Annotated in this window: 15 protein-coding genes; 5 read left to right on the forward strand and 10 right to left on the reverse strand. The window is 59.1% G+C overall.

What is annotated here, in order from left to right; translation table 11 throughout:
- Positions 1-369 precede the first annotated feature (369 nt).
- The 4 genes from nirB to cobA are packed head-to-tail and all read left to right on the forward strand — an operon-like array spanning position 370 to position 6632.
- On the forward strand, positions 370-2823 hold the full coding sequence (gene nirB / locus PMI18_RS12505; protein WP_007902066.1) for a nitrite reductase large subunit NirB: 2454 nt from the start codon (positions 370-372) through the stop codon (positions 2821-2823).
- Positions 2820-3137 (forward strand): nitrite reductase small subunit NirD, encoded by a 318-nt coding sequence (gene nirD, locus PMI18_RS12500; RefSeq protein WP_007902067.1) that lies wholly within the window; start codon positions 2820-2822, stop codon positions 3135-3137. Before nirB ends, nirD begins: the two co-directional genes overlap by 4 nt.
- On the forward strand, positions 3137-5854 hold the full coding sequence (locus PMI18_RS12495) for a nitrate reductase (protein ID WP_007902070.1): 2718 nt from the start codon (positions 3137-3139) through the stop codon (positions 5852-5854). Before nirD ends, PMI18_RS12495 begins: the two co-directional genes overlap by 1 nt.
- 10 nt (positions 5855-5864) lie before the next feature.
- Positions 5865-6632, forward strand: coding sequence for a uroporphyrinogen-III C-methyltransferase (gene cobA, locus PMI18_RS12490; RefSeq protein WP_007902073.1), 768 nt, complete (start codon positions 5865-5867; stop codon positions 6630-6632).
- A gap of 172 nt (positions 6633-6804) precedes the next feature.
- On the opposite strand, the gene PMI18_RS12485 is transcribed toward cobA, so the two are convergent.
- The 8 genes from PMI18_RS12485 to ppsA form a co-directional block, all read right to left on the reverse strand.
- A complete protein-coding gene (locus PMI18_RS12485) occupies positions 6805-7839 on the reverse strand; it encodes an OmpA family protein (protein ID WP_007902075.1) in 1035 nt (344 codons plus the stop codon).
- 107 nt (positions 7840-7946) lie between these two features.
- Entirely contained in the window at positions 7947-8537 is a 591-nt protein-coding gene (gene sigX, locus PMI18_RS0129600) for an RNA polymerase sigma factor SigX (protein WP_033036550.1), read from the reverse strand.
- An 86-nt stretch (positions 8538-8623) separates the two neighbouring features.
- Positions 8624-9448: a mechanosensitive ion channel family protein gene (locus tag PMI18_RS12480; RefSeq protein WP_007902078.1), complete on the reverse strand. Its 825-nt coding sequence runs from the start codon at positions 9446-9448 to the stop codon at positions 8624-8626.
- A 2-nt stretch (positions 9449-9450) separates the two neighbouring features.
- The gene (locus tag PMI18_RS12475) at positions 9451-9699 is read right to left on the reverse strand and encodes a hypothetical protein (RefSeq protein ID WP_007902080.1); all 249 of its coding nucleotides are present in this window, start codon (positions 9697-9699) and stop codon (positions 9451-9453) included.
- Between the two features lie 63 nt (positions 9700-9762).
- Complete coding sequence (locus tag PMI18_RS12470; protein ID WP_007902082.1) at positions 9763-10758, reverse strand: zinc transporter ZntB; 996 nt, start codon at positions 10756-10758, stop codon at positions 9763-9765.
- Between the two features lie 25 nt (positions 10759-10783).
- Complete coding sequence (rraA, locus tag PMI18_RS12465) at positions 10784-11275, reverse strand: ribonuclease E activity regulator RraA (RefSeq protein ID WP_007902085.1); 492 nt, start codon at positions 11273-11275, stop codon at positions 10784-10786.
- Between the two features lie 174 nt (positions 11276-11449).
- On the reverse strand, positions 11450-12439 hold the full coding sequence (locus PMI18_RS12460) for an alpha/beta fold hydrolase (protein ID WP_007902086.1): 990 nt from the start codon (positions 12437-12439) through the stop codon (positions 11450-11452).
- Positions 12440-12628: 189 nt separating this feature from the next.
- Positions 12629-15004, reverse strand: coding sequence for a phosphoenolpyruvate synthase (gene ppsA / locus PMI18_RS12455; RefSeq protein WP_007902087.1), 2376 nt, complete (start codon positions 15002-15004; stop codon positions 12629-12631).
- A 174-nt stretch (positions 15005-15178) separates the two neighbouring features.
- On the opposite strand from ppsA, the gene ppsR reads away from it, so the two are divergent.
- On the forward strand, positions 15179-15997 hold the full coding sequence (ppsR, locus tag PMI18_RS12450) for a posphoenolpyruvate synthetase regulatory kinase/phosphorylase PpsR (RefSeq protein WP_007902088.1): 819 nt from the start codon (positions 15179-15181) through the stop codon (positions 15995-15997).
- Between the two features lie 124 nt (positions 15998-16121).
- Here ppsR and prpD read toward each other — a convergent pair whose 3' ends face one another.
- Both prpD and prpF read right to left on the reverse strand, forming a co-directional pair.
- Positions 16122-17606 carry a 2-methylcitrate dehydratase gene (gene prpD / locus PMI18_RS12445; protein WP_007902089.1) on the reverse strand — a complete coding sequence of 495 codons (1485 nt, stop codon included), beginning with the start codon at positions 17604-17606 and terminating at the stop codon, positions 16122-16124.
- Positions 17607-17802: 196 nt separating this feature from the next.
- Entirely contained in the window at positions 17803-18993 is a 1191-nt protein-coding gene (gene prpF, locus PMI18_RS12440; protein WP_007902090.1) for a 2-methylaconitate cis-trans isomerase PrpF, read from the reverse strand.
- Between the last annotated feature and the right edge of the window lie 16 nt (positions 18994-19009).

The following is a 19009-nucleotide window of genomic DNA, read 5'->3' on the forward strand; positions in this document are numbered from 1 at the left end:
CCTTCGGCAGCTCCTACGGGTGCCCACGATCTCCTGTAGGCGCTGGCGAAGCCTGCGATCTTTTGATCTTTTTCTGCTTCAAAACCGGGCATCGCGCCTTGAACCGGTGCACACAAACACCCTCCTCCCGTGCTGAGAGCCCATAAATTCCGCATTTGTGCGACTTGGCACAACCACTGCATTACCTTTCCCAACATACATAAAGCCCAACCTTCAACGTAGAAGGCTGCGCTGCCCGAGAGAACGGGACAAGGACAAAGGCGTCCTCGCTAGTTAACTAGCGGGACGCCTTTTTTTGTTTGCGCAAAATTTTGTCGAGCAAGGCCTGAATGCCCTGATGAGGCAGGCCCGAGCTCCCCGGAGAACCTGATGAAAAAATTAAAACTAGTGATGATCGGCAACGGCATGGCCGGGGTTCGTACCCTGGAAGAACTGCTCAAGCTGAGTAATGAGCTGTACGACATCACGGTCTTCGGCGCCGAACCCCATACCAACTACAACCGCATCCTGCTGTCGCCCGTACTGGCCGGCGAGCAGACGTTCGAAGAAATCGTGCTCAACGATCTGGACTGGTACCTGGAAAACAACATCAAGCTGCTGCTCAACCGTAAAGTGGTGGAGATCGATCGGGTCAAACGTCGGGTCATCGCCGAAGACGGCACCGAGGCCGAATACGACCGCCTGCTGATTGCCACCGGTTCGACCCCGTTCATCCTGCCAATCCCCGGTAATACCTTGCAGGGCGTGATCGGCTACCGCGATATTGCCGACACCCAGGCGATGATCGACACCGCCAAGACCCACAAGCACGCCGTGGTCATCGGCGGCGGCCTGCTGGGCCTTGAAGCCGCCAATGGCCTGATGCTGCGCGGTATGCACGTCACCGTGGTGCACATCGGCGAATGGCTGCTGGAACGGCAACTGGACAAAACCAGTGGCCAACTCCTGCAGACCGCCCTGGAAGCCCGCGGCCTGCATTTCCGCCTGTGCGAACAGACCCAGGCCCTGCACGATGCCGGCAATGGCCGGGTTGGCTCGGTTGAGTTCAAGAACGGCGACATCATCCCTGCCGACCTGGTGGTGATGGCCGCCGGTATTCGTCCCAACACCGAGCTCGCGGAAAAATCCGGCATCCCTTGTAGCCGCGGGATTCTGGTTAACGACACCCTGCAAACCTACGACCCTCGGGTCTACGCCATCGGCGAATGCGCCAGCCACCGTGGCATCGCCTACGGCCTGGTCGCGCCACTGTTCGAACAGGCCAAGGTGTGCGCCAACCACCTCGCCCAACTGGGTTTCGCCACCTACAAGGGCTCGGTGACGTCAACCAAATTGAAAGTCACCGGCATCGACTTGTTTTCCGCCGGCGACTTCATGGGCGGCGAAGGCACCGAGACCATCACCCTCTCCGACCCGATCGGCGGGGTCTACAAGAAACTGGTGATCAAGGATGACGTGCTGGTCGGCGCCTGTCTGTACGGCGATACGGCAGATGGCGGTTGGTATTTCCGGCAGATTCGTGAGAACCATGCCATCGGCGAGATCCGCGATCACCTGATGTTCGGCGAAAACGCTCTTGGCGATGTAGGACATCAAGGCCAGGACAAGGCCATGAGCATGGCCGACACCGCCGAAGTCTGCGGCTGCAATGGCGTGTGCAAAGGCACCATCGTCAAGGCCATCCAGGAACATGGCCTGTTCAGCGTTGATGACGTGAAAAAACACACCAAGGCCGCCAGTTCTTGCGGCTCCTGCGCCGGCCTCGTCGAGCAGATCCTGATCAACACCGTGGGCGGTGCGGCGGACGTCAAACCGAAAAGCGAAAAAGCCATCTGCGGTTGCAGCGACCTCAACCACGGGCAAATCCGCCAAGCCATCCGCGACCAGCATCTGCTGACCATCGCCGGCACCATGAGCTACCTGAACTGGCGCACCCCGAACGGTTGCGCCACGTGCCGTCCGGCGCTCAACTACTACCTGATTTCCACTTGGCCGGGCGAAGCCAAGGACGATCCACAATCGCGCCTGATCAACGAACGCGCCCACGCCAACATTCAGAAAGACGGCACTTACTCTGTAGTCCCGCGGATGTGGGGCGGTGTGACCAATCCTTCAGAGCTGCGGCGCATTGCCGACGTGGCCGACAAGTACAACGTGCCGATGGTCAAGGTCACCGGCGGCCAGCGCATCGACTTGCTGGGGATCAAAAAGCAGGACCTGCCGGGCGTCTGGAAAGACCTGGACATGCCGTCCGGCCACGCCTACGGCAAATCCATCCGTACCGTGAAGACCTGCGTCGGCAGCGAGTTCTGCCGCTTCGGCACCCAGAACTCCACGCAACTGGGCATCGAGCTTGAGCACGACCTGTTTAACATGTGGTCGCCGCACAAAGTGAAACTGGCCGTCTCCGGTTGCCCACGCAACTGCTCGGAAGCGGGCATCAAGGATGTGGGAATTATCGGCGTGGATTCGGGCTGGGAGATGTACATCGGCGGCAACGGCGGGATCAAAACCGAAGTCGCGGAGTTCTTCGTCAAACTGAAAACCGCCGAAGAAGTACGTGAATACAACGGCGCGTTCCTGCAGCTGTACCGCGAAGAAGCCTTTTACCTCGAGCGCACCGTGCACTACCTGCAACGGGTTGGCATGGAACACATCAAGAAAGCCGTGCTGGAAGACCCGCAGCGGCGCAAGGCATTGAATGATCGCCTGCAATTTTCCCTGTCGTTCGAGCAGGACCCCTGGAAGGAACGCCTCGAACAGCCGCTGCTGAAAAAAGAATTCGAGGTCATTCCCGTGAAGAACCTGGAGGTGCAGGCATGAACTGGCTGGATATCTGCGCACTGGAAGAGATCAACACCCTTGGCTCGCGGATCATCGCTGGCCCGAAAGGCGACATCGCGATTTTTCGTACGAGCGACGATGAGGTTTTCGCCCTCGACGATCGCTGCCCGCACAAGGGCGGGCCGTTGTCCCAGGGTTTGATCTACGGCAAACGAGTGGCCTGCCCGCTGCACAACTGGCAGATCGATCTGGAGACCGGTGAAGCCCAGGCCCCGGATATCGGCTGCGCCCACCATCATTCGGCACGGGTCGAGAATGGCCGGGTGCTGCTGGCCCTGCGGGAAGCAAGCTGATGGACCGTCAAATCACTGCCTCCACCTGCTGCTACTGCGGGGTCGGCTGCGGCGTGCTGATCGAACACGATGGCGAGCGCATCCTCGGCGTCAGCGGCGATCCGGCGCACCCGGCCAACTTCGGCAAATTGTGCAGTAAAGGTTCGACCCTGCACCTGACCGGCGACTTGGCGGCACGGGCGTTGTACCCGGAACTGCGCCTGGGCAAAGGCCTGGCCCGCAGCCGCACCGACTGGGACACTGCCCTCGATCACGCCGCCAACGTCTTCGCCGAAACCATCGCCGAGCATGGCCCGGACAGCGTTGCGTTCTATATCTCCGGGCAGCTGCTGACCGAGGACTACTACGCCTTCAACAAGCTGGCGCGAGCGCTGGTGGGCACCAACAACATCGACAGCAATTCACGACTGTGCATGTCTTCAGCCGTGGTCGGCTACAAGCGCAGCCTCGGCGCCGACGCCCCGCCTTGCAACTACGAAGACCTGGAACTGAGCGACTGCGTGATGATCGTCGGCAGCAACATGGCCTACGCCCACCCGGTCCTGTTTCGTCGCCTGGAAGAAGCAAAATCCCGCCGCCCACAGATGAAAGTCATCGTCATCGACCCACGGCGCACCGACACCTGCGATTTGGCTGACATGCACTTGGCGATTCTGCCTGGCACCGATGTCGCCTTGTTCCATGGGGTTTTGCACCTGTTGATGTGGGAAGACTGGGTCGACCGCGACTTCATCAAGGCCCACACCGAAGGCCTGCCCGAACTGAAAAACCTGGTGCGCGATTACACCCCGACAATGGTGTCGCAACTCTGCGGCATCAGCGTCGAGCAACTGCAGCAATGCGCGCAATGGGTCGGCACTTCACCGAGCTTTCTGTCGCTGTGGTGCATGGGGCTGAATCAGTCCACTGCCGGCAGCGCGAAGAACAGCGCGTTGATCAACCTGCACCTGGCCACCGGACAAATCGGCCGGCCCGGTGCAGGACCTTTCTCGCTGACGGGTCAGCCGAATGCCATGGGCGGCCGGGAAACCGGCAGTTTGTCGAACCTGCTGCCAGGCCATCGCGAAGCGGCCAATGCCGAACACCGCGCGCAAGTGGCTGACTACTGGGGCGTTGATCAACTGCCCGCGAACACCGGCCTAACGGCCATCGAGTTGTTCGAGCAGATGCGCAGCGGCAAGATCAAAGCCCTGTGGATCGCCTGCACTAACCCTGCACAGTCGCTGCCGGACCAGACCGCTGTGCGCGAGGCACTGCAAGCCTGTCCGTTCGTGGTGTTGCAGGAAGCCTTTCGCACCACCGAAACCGCCGCGTTCGCCGACTTGCTGCTGCCCGCCGCCAGCTGGGGTGAAAAGGACGGCACGGTCACCAACTCCGAACGGCGCGTTTCCCACGTCCGTCAGGCCATCGGCGCACCCGGTGAAGCACGGCCCGACTGGTCGATCACCGTGGATTTCGCACAGCGCCTGGAAAAACATCTGCGCCCTGGAGCCACCAGCCTGTTTGCCTTTGAAACCCCGGCGCAGGTCTTCGACGAATACAAACACCTGACTCGCGGCCGCGACCTCGACCTCTCCGGCATCAGCCATGCGCTGATCGACCAGCTCGGCCCGCAGCAATGGCCCTTCCCCGCCGGGGCCCGCGAAGGCACGGCGCGGCTGTATCTCGACGGAGTTTTCCCGACCGCCAGCGGGCGTGCACAGTTCATCACCGACCCGTATCGCGCCGCCAAGGAACAACGCGATGCGCGCTTCCCCCTGACCCTGATCACCGGCCGCCTGCGCGATCAATGGCACGGCATGAGCCGCACCGGCACCGCCGCGCAGCTATTCGGCCATGTCTGTGAAGCCGTGTTGAGCCTGCACCCGGATGAACTGCGTCGGCATCGCCTGCAACCTGGCGATCTGATCAATCTGAAAAGTCGCCGGGGCTCGGTGATCGTGCCGGTCAGCAGCGATGACAGCGTACGGCCGGGCCAGGCGTTCCTGCCGATGCATTGGGGCGACCGCTTTCTCAAGGGCGGCGTGAATACCCTCACCCTTCCCGCCTTCGACCCCTTGTCGAAACAACCGGAACTCAAACACAGCGGTGTGCGACTCGAGCCTGTGCAATTGCCTTGGCAGCTTTTCGCCCTGATAGAGGGCGATGTTCAACAACACTTGGAGACGCTGCGACCGCTCTGCGAGGCGTTTTCCTACGCTAGCCTCAGCCTGACCGGCCGTGAGCGTCCTGCGCTGCTGATACGTGCCGCCAGCGCCGCCGCCCCGGAGCCGCAGTTGTTGCGTGATATCGATCAATGCCTGGGGCTCAACGAAGGCCCAGTATTGGCCTACGACGATCCTCGGCGTTCGATCGGCAAGCGGGTACGGATCGAGAACGGTCGGATCACCGCGATTCGCCTGGCCGGTGAAACGCTGGCCCAACACTGGCTGCAAAGTCTGTGGCTCGAAGGTCGCGCCGACGAACAGCTACGCCGTTGGCTGCTGGCACCCTTGAGCGCGCCACCGGGCAGCACTGGCGGTCCGGCATCGGGCACCAAAACCCTGTGCAACTGCATGAACGTCAGCCAGAACGCGGTGTGTGCCGGCATTGGTCGTGGCCTGGATTTGCAGGGTTTGAAACAAGAACTGGGTTGTGGCACGCAATGCGGCTCCTGCGTCCCGGAAATCAAGCGTTTGCTGGCCGCCACCGCGCAGCCAGTCGCCGTCATCTCGTGAGGAAAACACTATGAGCGCAAAAGTCTGGCTGGTGGGTGCGGGTCCTGGCGACCCTGAATTGCTGACCCTCAAGGCGGTTCGAGCGTTGCGCGAAGCGGACGTGGTGCTGATCGACGATCTGGTCAATGAGGCGGTGCTGGAGCATTGTCCAAACGCGCGAATCATTCCTGTGGGTAAACGCGGTGGCTGTCGCTCCACGCCTCAAGCCTTCATTCATCGCCTGATGTTGCGTTATACCCGCCACGGCAAATGCGTGGTGCGGCTCAAGGGCGGTGATCCGTGCATCTTCGGGCGCGGCGGTGAAGAAGCGCAGTGGCTGCGTGAGCGTGGCGTAGAGGTTGAACTGGTCAATGGCATCACCGCTGGCCTTGCCGGCGCGACCCAATGCGATATTCCGCTGACGCTAAGGGGCGTCGCGCGTGGCGTGACATTGGTCACGGCGCACACTCAGGATGACAGCAGCCTGAACTGGCAGGCCCTGGCTCAAGGGGGCACCACGCTGGTGATCTACATGGGCGTGGCGAAGCTCAGTGAAATTCGTGAGCAACTGCTGGCCGGCGGAATGGCTGCCGATACGCCTGTGGCGATGATCGAAAATGCTTCCCTGCCGCACCAGCGGGAATGTCGGAGCGACTTGGCAGCCATGGAAGACGATGCCAGTGACTTCCAGCTCAAAAGCCCGGCGATTCTGGTGATCGGCGCGGTGGCGGCCTGCGACGAGATCAAAAGATTGCAGCCTGCGGCAGCTCCTGCATTGGCTCGGTGTTTATCCTTGTAAGGATCAAAAGATTGCAGCCTGCAGCAGCTCCTACATGGATTTGGCATTTATCCCTGTAGGAGCTGCCGCAGGCTTCGATCTTTTCGGAACACCGCCAAAACCTCGCTGAAACCCAAATCGCAGACAAAGAAAAGCCCGGCCTAAGCCGGGCTTTTCCAGAGCTGCGAGCTAATTACTTAGCGCTAGCTTCAACCTGCGCTTCTACGCGACGGTTTACAGCGCGACCAGCGTCAGTTTTGTTGTCAGCAACTGGGCGGGATTCGCCGTAGCCAACAGACTGAACGCGGGACGATTCAACACCGTACTGGTTGGTCAGAACTTGCTTAACGGCGTTTGCACGACGCTCGGACAGTTTCTGGTTGTAAGCGTCAGGACCGACGGAGTCAGTGTGACCTTCAACAGTAGTAGTGGTGGATGGGTACTGCTTCATGAAGTCAGCCAGGTTTTTGATGTCGCCGTAGCTGTTAGGCTTGACTACCGACTTGTCGAAGTCGAACTTCACGTCCAGCTCAACACGAACAACTTCAGCAACTGCTGGGCAGCCATCAGCGTCAACAGTTACGTTGGCTGGGGTGTCCGGGCACTTGTCAACGTTGTCGCAAACGCCATCGTTGTCGCTGTCAGCGCAAACTTCAGCTGGTGCTGGAACTGGAGCAGCAGCAGGCTTGGAGCCGCCACCGAAGTTCACACCGATACCGACGCTAGGAGCCCACTCGGTGTCGCCCTGGTCGATGTTGTATTGAGCTTCAACGCCAGCACGGGCGTAGAAGTTGTCGGTGAAGTACAGCTTGGCACCGCCACCAACGTTGGCGAAGGTGGAACCGTTACGACCGCTTTTGCCGTTCTGACCAATGCTTTGGTCGGAGAAGCCAGCCGATACGTACGGACGCAGCATGTCGCCCGGGTTGTTGAAGTGGTACAGAGCATCCAGAGCGGTGTTGGAGCCCTTGATGTTACGGCCATCTTCAGCACGTGCGTTGTGCACTTCGTCGTAGGCCAGACGCAGTTCAACGTCGTCGGTCAGGAAGTAACCGATCGAACCGCCGAACAGGTTGCCGTTGTTCTTGAAGTCACGAGCGCTATCGAACATTTCTTTCTTAGCGAAGCCTTCGATTTCAACTGCGCCTTGGCCTTGTGCCAGAGCGCCGAACGAAGTGGCAGCAATAAGAGAACCAATGGCCAAGCCCAAGGTGTTTTTCAGTTTCATCCGTTAAATCCCCATCTGGTGATTGTGAAGCAGTCCCGCAAACCGGGGGACAACTCGGCGGCAAGTCTATCAGAACTTGCCTACACGTAAGAGATATTTGCGCCGAACTAAGTTTCAGCAACGCCTGCAAATTTCTCACGCAATTTGTCTAGAGCGCGTTTGTAACGCATTTTTGTTGCACTCAAACCCATGTGCATTATGTCTGCGATCTCCTGAAATTCCAGCTCTGCGACAAATCGTAGCACCAGAATTTCACGGTCGATCGGGTTCACATACACCAGCCAGCGATCAAGTCCGCCCTTCTCCTCGGGTTTCGGCGTCTTTTCTTCAGACGCTTCCTCAAGGGGGTCCAGACTCAAAGCGTCCATCAAGCGACGCTTTCGCCGTTCTTTCCGATACTGCGTGATGCACTCGTTGTACGTGATGCTATATAGCCACGTCTTGAACTTCGATTTGCCCTCGAAGTTCTTCAGGCCGTATAGCACCTTCAACATCACTTCCTGACAGACATCATCTGCGTCACGATCGTTCCCGAGATACCGTGCACAAACGTTAAATAATGTTCGCTGGTAACGCCGCATCAGTTCTTCGTAAGCGCGCGTTACGTGAAACAGCTCGGTATGCGAGCGCGCGACCAACTCCTCATCAGAGAGCTCGCGGGGGTCGTAGCGCGTGGAGAGCGATTGAGCTTTATTCAAAACAAGTCTGGCCGACAGTCAGGTCAATGTCCGCCGCAGCCCTTCAGGGCATTTTGCGGCGGCATACATTAGCAGGATTTGCCGGGTTAGCGGCTACTCACATGCTGCTCCAAGAGAATCCGATTCGAGAGAGAGACTAGCTCACCCTCGTCGGTCAGCACGGTGGTCTTAACCGTGCCGATCTCTTCGATCTGACCTTCGACCTCGCCAACACGCACTTGTTGCCCAACCTGATACAACTCACGCACATAGATTCCCGCAAGAATCTGACCGGCAATTTCCCGGCTTCCCAAGCCCATGGCCAGCGCAACCGCCAGACCAACGGTAATCAAGACGATCACGATCACATGGTTGAGCAGGTCAGTCTTGACCTCCAACTGGCTGATCGCAACCGAAATACTGATGATGATCACCAGGCCTTGGGCAATTCGCCCCAGGCCCGCGGCGTAATCAAGCCCTACGCCTTCTGCCGCGCCACGCACCAGCCCATTGGCCAGTTGCGCCAGCAAGACACCCACCAGCAGCACCAGCGCAGCGCCGAATACTTTCGGCAAATACAGCGCCAACATGTCCAGCGTAGCCGAAACTCGTTCAAGTCCAAGGGATTCTGCGGCTGAAACCAGAAAAATCAGCAGAACGAACCAATAGACGATCTTGCCGATCAACGTCGAGATAGGCACCTGAAGGCCGGCGCGGGACAGCAATTTGGTCAGCCCGGTACCGCCCATCAGGCGATCGAGGCCCAGTTTGGCAAGCAATTTGGAGAGCAACGTGTCCAGCAGTTTGGCCACGACAAAACCCAGCAACAGCACAACCAGTGCGCCAAACAGGTTCGGAATGAAGTTTGCAACCTTGGTCCATAACGCAGTCATTGCAGTGACGAGGCTCTGAGTCCAGAGATCAAGTTCCATATTCAATCAGCCTTATCAGCAGTGCGAGCGGTAGGTTTACGAAGACGGGAAACCGGCGAGATATGGGCCGATCCGTTATTCAGGGCGATCATCAGCGCGGGCAACCAGCGGCCCAGCAGGCTGAACAGATCGCCGGCACCGACTTGGCGGTTGGCGGTTTTCAGCACGCGGCCCAGGCAGGCATCGTCGTCACGGCTGGACGGCGAAGCTTTGAGCATGTCACGCAAAGACTGTTCAAACGGATCGTGCATACGCACCTCTCGTGATATCTGTGAAAGACGCGGTCAAATTTGGTCGGGTCACATGACTCATCATCAGAACCAGCGCAAACGTCGGAATAGCCACCACTGCCCCAGCGCTACCGAGCCTGCCAGCAAGCAGGCGATCAGGAAGCCATAAGGGCTCGTGGAGAACGGAATGCCGCCGACGTTGATACCCAAAAGACCGGTCAGAAAACTCATCGGCAAAAAAATTCCGGTGATGATCCCGAAGCGGTACATCGTACGGTTCATCCGCACGCTCAGACGCCGGTCTTCGGCCTCCAGGACCAGCCCCACGCGTTCCCGGGTCAATTCCAGTTCCTCGAGATAACGGGTCAGGCTGTTGTTCAATTCGTTCCAGTAATCGCCATCGTCTTCAACGAACCACGGTAGTTTTATCCGCGTCAGCTGACCGAAAATATCCCGTTGCGGAGCCAGAAAACGTTTCAGTGCGGCCGCCCTGCGACGGATCTGCAAAACGGCCCCATGCTCCGGTGTATACCGTTCGTCGGTATCCAGCTTTTCTTCTTCCTCATCGACGATTTCCGAGAGGCAGCTGACCAGATCCTGCACTTTGTTAGTGAGGTACTGCGCCATATAAAGAATGAGTTCGGAGGCGGTTCTCGGCCCTTCCCCTTCAGCCAGTTGCGCCAGCAACTCATCGGTGGCGCGCAACGGTCGCAGACGCAGGGAAATCACCCGCTGGCCCGAACCGAAGATCCGCACCGAGACCATGTCTTCCGGCTCGGCACCTGGATTGAGGTTGATCCCGCGCAAAAACAGCAACAGCTCGGCGTCCGGCAGCGGCAAAAGGCGCGGCCGGGTGTTCTCTTCCAGCAACAAGTCGCAACTAAATTCACTCAGACCGCTGTATTTACGCAGCCAGGTCTGGGTTTGCGGGTGACTACGATCCCAGTGCAACCACAGGCTTTCATGGGCCTGCAACTGCAAGTCATCGAGTTCAGTCCGGGCTATCGAACGCGCACCGCCTTTACCGTCCAGCACCAGGGCATGCACCAGCCCCCACTGCGCGTTTTCTTCCTCGAACATCCTCACCCCTTTAATGAAACGCGCTTTATTCAGGCATCTTCAGCGGGCTTGGCGAAATGATCACGCCGTTGTTATCCGCATAAACATAGTGACCCGGGTGGAAGGTCACACCCGCGAAGGTCACGGCAATATTGAGTTCACCCACACCGCGCCGGTCGGTTTTCATCGGGTGACTGGCCAGGGCCTGAACCCCCAGGTCGGTTTGCGCGATGACGTCGACGTCGCGAATGCAACCGTAGATCACCAGCCCTTCCCAACCGTTACTGGCGGCTTTCTCGGCCAGCAGGTCGCCCAACAGCGCCCGGCGCAGGGAACCGCCACCGTCGACCACCAGCACTTTACCGTTACCCTTGAGCGCGACTTGCTCCTTGACCAGCGAATTATCTTCGAAACATTTGATGGTCACGATTTCGCCGCCGAAAGAATCACGGCCCCCGAAATTGCTGAACATCGGTTCCAGCACCTGCACCAGCTCCGGGTAGGCATCGCACAGGTCAGGCGTGAGGTAATGGTTCATCGAGAAACTCCTGTAAAAAGGAAGACAATCGAGTAGGCAGCATACGCGGGCCAAGGCTGAACGGCCGCAAACGCGCCGATCGAGTCAATCACCAAAAGTGACCAGAACCGCTTAATGCGTCATATCTTAGCCGCAAGCCGTTCAGAGCGAAATGCCCTTGTTAGAGCATCAGCTTCAAACGGCTGCGGCCAAATCCGGCTTTCCACCCAGCAAAGGCGTCTGTTGATCTGCCAGCCAACGCGCCACCAATGGCCACACTTCAGTCTGCGCAGACTTGCTGACAAGCATTTCCACATGACCGAAATTATCGCCAAAGCCTTGCTCGCGGCCAAGGGTGATGAATTGCTTGTGCTCGGAGCCAACCTGATCGAACAGCTTGCGGCAGGCCCACGTCGGGTCCTGATGATCGCCCGCGGCGCTCACGGCCAGCACTGGCAACTGAACCGCGGCCAGACCCGCCCACCAGTCCTTGTCGGCATCGCCAAAACGGCCGAACAGCCCGTACCAGCGCATGCTTTCCAGGGCCAGGCCGATCGGCTCGTCCTCCGGGCCGCGCTTGAGCCGTGAGCCCGACAGTTGGGCAAACCGCTTGAGGATGAAGCGCCCGCTCCACTCCACCGGCGGAAACTTCAACGGCCAGTAGGTGCGGCTGACCTGCGTGCCAAAAAACGCCGCGGATGCGACGACAGGCTCGCCGATGTATTCCCCACCCAGCGCAGCCGCCAGCGTAATGCCGCCCAGCGAATGACCGATCCAGTGTGGGACCTGGCCGCTCTGTTCGCGCACGAACGCGCCAATGGCCGGCAAATCGTAACGCGCGTAGTCGGCGACGCGGTTTTTACGATAGTCCTGATTGCGCTGAGACAGACCATGACCACGCATTTCCGGGATCCACACGTCGAAGCCCAGACGCGTCAGATAAGCCCCCAACCCCAGACCTTTGGGAGAAAACCAGAACCGTCGATTGGAAAAGCTGCCGTGCAACAGAATCACCGGCACGCCACGCACCGCCGGCTCATCGGCCAGACCGAGGCGCGTCACAGCCAGTTCGACGGTGCCGTCGGGGCTGTTACCGGGTTTCAAACGATAGACATCTTCGCTCAGATCACCGCGCCGTTCGGCGCTGATCAGGGCGACAGGAAATAGGTTGCTGCTGCTTTGCATAATGCTCTTGCACAAAAAAGGGCGGCATCCAGAGGAGCCCGCCCTACTTGAATATCTGAAAGAGCCGGCCAGTGTGCGAGCCTGCTCGCGAAGGACGTCAGAACAACGCGTTTATCCAGCAAGTACGCGTTATCGTTTACGACCATCGCGAGCAGGCTCGCTCCCACAGAGAGCGGCCCGTCCACACCATCAGGCCGGAGCCTGACCTTCAGCCAGGAAGAACCAGGTTTCCAGTACGGAATCAGGGTTCAGCGAAACGCTTTCGATGCCCTGCTCCATCAGCCACTTGGCCAGATCAGGGTGGTCCGAAGGGCCCTGACCGCAAATACCGATGTACTTGCCGGCTTTGTTGCAGGCCTGAATAGCATTGGCCAGCAGCTTCTTGACCGCTGGATTACGCTCGTCGAACAGGTGCGCGATGATCCCGGAGTCACGGTCCAGGCCCAGTGTCAGCTGGGTCAGGTCGTTGGAGCCGATAGAGAAGCCGTCGAAGAACTCGAGGAACTCTTCAGCCAGGATCGCGTTGGACGGCAGTTCGCACATCATAATCACGCGCAGACCGTTGTCGCCACGGGCCAGACCGTTTTCGGCCAGCAGATCGACCACCTGGCTCGCTTCGCCCAGGGTGCGAACGAACGGCACCATGATTTCGACGTTGGTCAGGCCCATCTCGTTGCGCACGCGCTTGAGGGCGCGGCATTCGAGCTCGAAGCAGTCGCGGAACGATTCGCTGATGTAACGCGAAGCGCCACGGAAGCCCAGCATCGGGTTCTCTTCTTCCGGCTCGTAGAGTTTGCCGCCGATCAGGTTCGCGTATTCGTTGGACTTGAAGTCCGACAGACGCACGATGACCTTTTTCGGCCAGAACGCTGCCGCCAGGGTACTGATACCCTCGACCAGTTTCTCGACATAGAAGCCGACCGGGTCGTTGTAACCGGCGATGCGCTTGTCGACGCTGTCCTTGATTTCCTGTGGCAGGCCGTCGTAGTTCAACAGCGCTTTGGGGTGCACGCCGATCATGCGGTTGATGATGAATTCCAGACGGGCCAGGCCCACACCGGCGTTCGGCAGTTGCGCGAAGTCGAAGGCGCGGTCCGGGTTGCCGACGTTCATCATGATCTTGAACGGCAGATCCGGCATGGCATCCACGGAGTTTTTCTTGATGTCGAAGCCCAGTTCGCCTTCGAAGATGTAACCGGTGTCGCCTTCAGCGCAAGAAACGGTCACGCCCTGGCCGTCTTTCAACAGCTGGGTGGCGTTGCCGCAACCGACCACGGCCGGAATACCCAGCTCACGGGCGATGATCGCCGCGTGGCAGGTACGACCGCCACGGTTGGTGACGATGGCGCTGGCGCGTTTCATCACCGGTTCCCAGTCCGGGTCGGTCATGTCGGAAACCAGAACATCGCCCGGCTGGACTTTGTCCATCTCGGACACGTCCTTGATGATCCGCACTTTGCCGGCGCCGATGCGCTGGCCAATGGCGCGACCTTCCACCAGCACGGTGCCGGTTTCTTTCAGCAGGTAACGTTCCATGACGTTGGCCTGGGTGCGGCTTTTCACGGTTTCCGGACGGGCCTGCACGATGTAGAGCTTGCCGTCGTCGCCGTCTTTGGCCCATTCGATGTCCATCGGGCACTTGTAGTGCTTCTCGATGATCATCGCTTGTTTGGCCAGCTCGCTGACTTCGGCGTCGCTCAGGCAGAAACGTGCACGATCGGCCTTGTCGACGTCGATGGTCTTGACCGATTTACCAGCCGTGGCCACTTCGCCGTAAATCATCTTGATGGCTTTGCTGCCCAGGTTGCGACGCAGGATGGCCGGACGACCGGCTTGCAGCGTGCCTTTGTGGACATAGAATTCATCCGGGTTCACCGCGCCTTGTACGACGGTTTCACCCAGGCCGTAAGCGCCGGTGATGAACACTACGTCACGGAAGCCCGATTCGGTATCGAGGGTGAACATCACGCCGGCGGTGCCGGTTTCGGAGCGGACCATGCGCTGCACGCCGGCCGACAGGGCCACCAGCTTGTGGTCGAAGCCCTGGTGGACGCGGTAGGAAATCGCACGATCGTTGAACAGGGAGGCGAACACCTCTTTGGCGGCGCGAATAACGTTTTCGACACCACGGATGTTCAGGAAGGTTTCCTGCTGACCGGCGAAAGAAGCGTCCGGCAAGTCTTCGGCGGTAGCGGAAGAGCGCACGGCCACGGCCATGTCAGGGTTGCCGGCCGACAGCGTGGCGAACGCGGTGCGGATCTCGGCGTTGAGCTTCTCGGGGAATTCGGCTTCCATGATCCATTGACGGATCTGGGCACCGGTTTTGGCCAGGGCGTTGACATCGTCGACATCCAGCGCGTCGAGGGCGGCGTGAATCTGATCGTTCAGACCGCTCAGCTCCAGGAAATCACGATATGCCTGAGCTGTCGTGGCAAAGCCACCGGGTACCGATACACCGGCACCTGCAAGGTTACTGATCATCTCGCCCAGGGATGCGTTCTTGCCCCCCACATGCTCTACATCATGGACGCCGAGCTTATCGAGGGAAACTACGTACTCTACCAAGGTGATCTCTCCACTAACTGTGTTGGAAAAGCTCAGAAGCCGGCGACTCGGGGGAGCATTTGCCGGCTGTATGGCCTGGACCTGGAAAATAAGTGAGAATGCTGGCCACTGGCGGCCGACAAATCGCGCCTACTATATCCAAGAATCGTTACTAGCTTAAGGCCCAAGGTGCAAATGAAACGATCTGCTTTCTTTATCTCCGATGGCACGGGCATTACGGCCGAAACCCTCGGTCAAAGCCTGTTGGCGCAGTTCGAAAACATTACCTTCAGCAAAATCACGCGGCCCTACATCGACAACGCGGATAAAGCGCGGGCCATGGTACAACAAATCAACAAAGCCGCCGAAAACGATGGTTTTCGTCCGATTATTTTCGACACCATTGTCAATCAGGACATTCGTGAGATCCTCGCGACCTCGAATGGTTTCATGATCGACATTTTCTCGACCTTCCTGGCCCCGCTGGAACAGGAACTGACCGAGCATTCTTCCTACACCGTCGGCAAATCCCACTCCATCGGCGGCAACTCCAATTACATGGAGCGCATCGAGGCGGTGAACTTCGCCCTCGACAACGACGACGGCGCCCGCACCCACTATTACGACAAAGCTGACCTGATACTAGTGGGTGTGTCGCGCTGTGGTAAAACCCCGACGTGTTTGTACATGGCCATGCAATTCGGCATCCGCGCGGCCAATTACCCGCTGACCGAAGACGACATGGAGCGCCTGCAACTGCCAACCGCCCTGCGCGCCCATCATCACAAGCTGTTCGGCCTGACCATCGACCCGGACCGCCTCACCGCGATTCGCAATGAGCGCAAGCCCAACAGCCGCTATTCGAGCTACGCGCAGTGCGAATTCGAAGTGCGCGAGGTGGAGAATCTGTTTCGCCGCGAGAACATTGCCCACATCAATTCCACGCATTTTTCGGTAGAAGAGATTTCGGCGAAGATTCTGGTGGAGAAAGGTGTGGAGCGGCGGTTCAAGTAGTTCTTTAGCGCCTGTCAGGCCGCCTTCGCGGGCGAGCCTCGCTCCTACGGCCGCGCGCAATATTCTGCACCGACGCATACCTGTAGGAGCGAGGCTTGCCCGCGAAGAACGATAACGCGGTCCTTTAAATCACAAACAAATCCACAAACCGGTTCACCGGAGTCGCCTCAAGTGCAGCCTGGTTCTTGCATAACGCAATAATCTCGGCACTGCGCTGAGCCGTGAAGCGTGTCGCCAGATTGGCCTTGAACTTGTCCTCCAACAACGGAATACCCTCGGCGCGGCGGCGGCGATGGCCGATCGGGTACTCCACCACCACGTTCTCGGTGCTGGAGCCGTCCTTGAAGAACACCTGCACCGCATTGGCGATAGAGCGTTTATCCGGCTCCAGGTATTCGCGGGTGAAGCGCGGGTCTTCGACGATGACCATTTTATCGCGCAGTACATCGATAATCGGATGCACCGCGTGGAAGTCGTCTTCGTATTGCTCGGCCACCAGATTACCGAACACCAGGGGGACGGCGGTCATGTACTGGATGCAGTGGTCGCGGTCCGCGGCGTTGGCCAGCGGGCCGACCTTGGAGATGATGCGGATCGCCGATTCGTGGGTGGTGATAACGATCCTGTCGATTTCGTGCAGGCGATTCCTGACCAAGGGGTGCAAGGTGACGGCGGCCTCGCAGGCAGTTTGCGCGTGAAACTCGGCGGGAAAGCTGATCTTGAACAGCACGTTTTCCATCACATAGCTGCCGAATGGCCGGGAAAAGCTGAAGGCACGTTTGTCTTCAGGCTTGAGCGCCAGGTCGTTGTTGGTGTGGCTGAACAACACGTCGTAGAAACCCCATTGTTTGGCGGTCAACACACCGGGAATACCCATCTCCCCGCGCATCGCAATGTCCGCCAGACGTACGCCACGACTGGACGCATCCCCTGCCGCCCAGGATTTACGCGACCCGGCATTGGGCGCATGCCGGTAAGTGCGCAGCGCCTGGCCGTCGGCAAAGGCATGGGACAACGCTGACAGCAGTTGCTCACGATTGGCGCCCATGAGCTTGGCGGTAACGGCGGTAGAGGCGACTTTCACCAGGATGACGTGATCGATCCCGACACGATTGAAGGAATTTTCCAGCGCAATCACGCCTTGAATCTCATGCGCCATGATCATCGCTTCCAACACCACGCGAATGGTCAGCGGTGCATCGCCATTGGCCAGGCGTTTTTGCGACAGGTGGTCAGCCACCGCGAGAATGGCGCCGAGATTATCGGACGGATGACCCCACTCAGCAGCGAGCCAGGTGTCGTTGTAATCGAGCCAGCGGACGATGCAACCGATGTCCCACGCGGCCTTGACCGGATCGAGACGGTAACTGGTCCCTGGCACGCGAGCACCGAAGGGAACGACCGTGCCTTCGACGATGGGGCCCAGGTGCTTGGTGCATTCGGGAAAACGCAGCGCCAGCAGACCGCAGCCGAGGGTGTCCATCAGGCAATTGCGGGCGGTATCCAGCGCTTCCGGAGATTCGATTTTGAAGTTGAGGACGTAGTCAGCGATGTCCTGCAGGACCGTGTCGTAGTCGGGGCGGTTGTTCAGGTCGACGTTGGCGCTCATGTTCGATTCACTCGGTCAGTGGTTCGCTGATGGGACCTCGGTTCAGGATCAATCTTAGTTGGTGACGCTATTCTTGTTATTGAAATGCAATTAACTGTGGGAGCGGGCTTGCTCGCGAAAGCGCACTGACAGTCGACATCGATGTTGAATGTTATGACGCCTTCGCGAGCAAGCCCCACATTGGTTCAGTGTCGGGTTAGAAAGAATCCCCCGGCACACGGACGTAACCTTCCATCAACACCCGCGCACTGCGGCTCATGATGGCTTTTTTCACAGTCCATTCACCGTTGACCTGGCTGGCCTCGGCCCCCACGCGCAACGTGCCTGAGGGATGACCGAAGCGCACGGCGTTGCGTTCGATGCCGCCCGCCGCCAGGTTCACCAACGTGCCGGAAATTGCCGCCGCCGTGCCGATGGCCACCGCTGCCGTGCCCATCATCGCGTGGTGCAGTTTGCCCATGGACAGCGCGCGCACCAGCAAATCAATATCGGTAGCGGCGATCTTTTTGCCGCTGGAGGCAATGTAATCCGCCGGTTTGGCGACGAACGCCACCTTTGGTGTGTGCTGACGCTTGGCCGCTTCGTCCAGATGCTGAATCAGCCCCATGCGCAACGCGCCGTAAGCGCGGATGGTTTCGAACATCGCCAGGGCCTTCAGGTCGCCGTTGATCGCGCCCTGCAACTCGGTGCCGGTGTAACCGATGTCTTCGGCATTGATGAAAATGGTCGGAATGCCGGCGTTGATCAGGGTCGCCTTGAGCGTACCGACGCCCGGCACTTCGAGGTCATCCACCAGATTGCCGGTGGGGAACATCGACCCCCCTTCACCCTCTTCTTCCGCCGCCGGGTCGATGAATTCGAGCTGTACTTCGGCCGCCGGAAAGGTCACGCCGTCGAGTTCGAAATCGCCGGTTTCCTGGACCTCACCGTTGGTGATCGGCACATGGGCGATGATGGTCTTGCCAATGTTGGCCTGCCATACGCGCACCATCGCCACGCCGTTGTGCGGAATGCGGCTGGCGTCCACCAGGCCATTGCTGACCGCGAACGAACCGACCGCCGCCGACAGGTTGCCGCAGTTGCCGCTCCAATCAACGAAAGGCTTGTCGATGGAGACCTGACCGAACAGGTAATCGACGTCATGGTCGGCCTTGAGGCTTTTCGACAGGATCACGGTTTTGCTGGTGCTGGACGTCGCACCGCCCATGCCGTCGATTTGCTTGTCGTATGGGTCGGGACTGCCGATCACTCGCAGCAACAACGCATCGCGAGCCGAGCCGGGAATCTGTGCCGCTTCGGGCAGGTCTTTCAGGCTGAAGAACACGCCTTTGCTGGTGCCGCCGCGCATGTAGGTAGCAGGAATCTTGATCTGGGGTGTGTGAGCCATATAGATCCTTATTGGC

The organism is Pseudomonas sp. GM102 (assembly GCF_000282555.1).
Lineage (GTDB): Bacteria > Pseudomonadota > Gammaproteobacteria > Pseudomonadales > Pseudomonadaceae > Aquipseudomonas.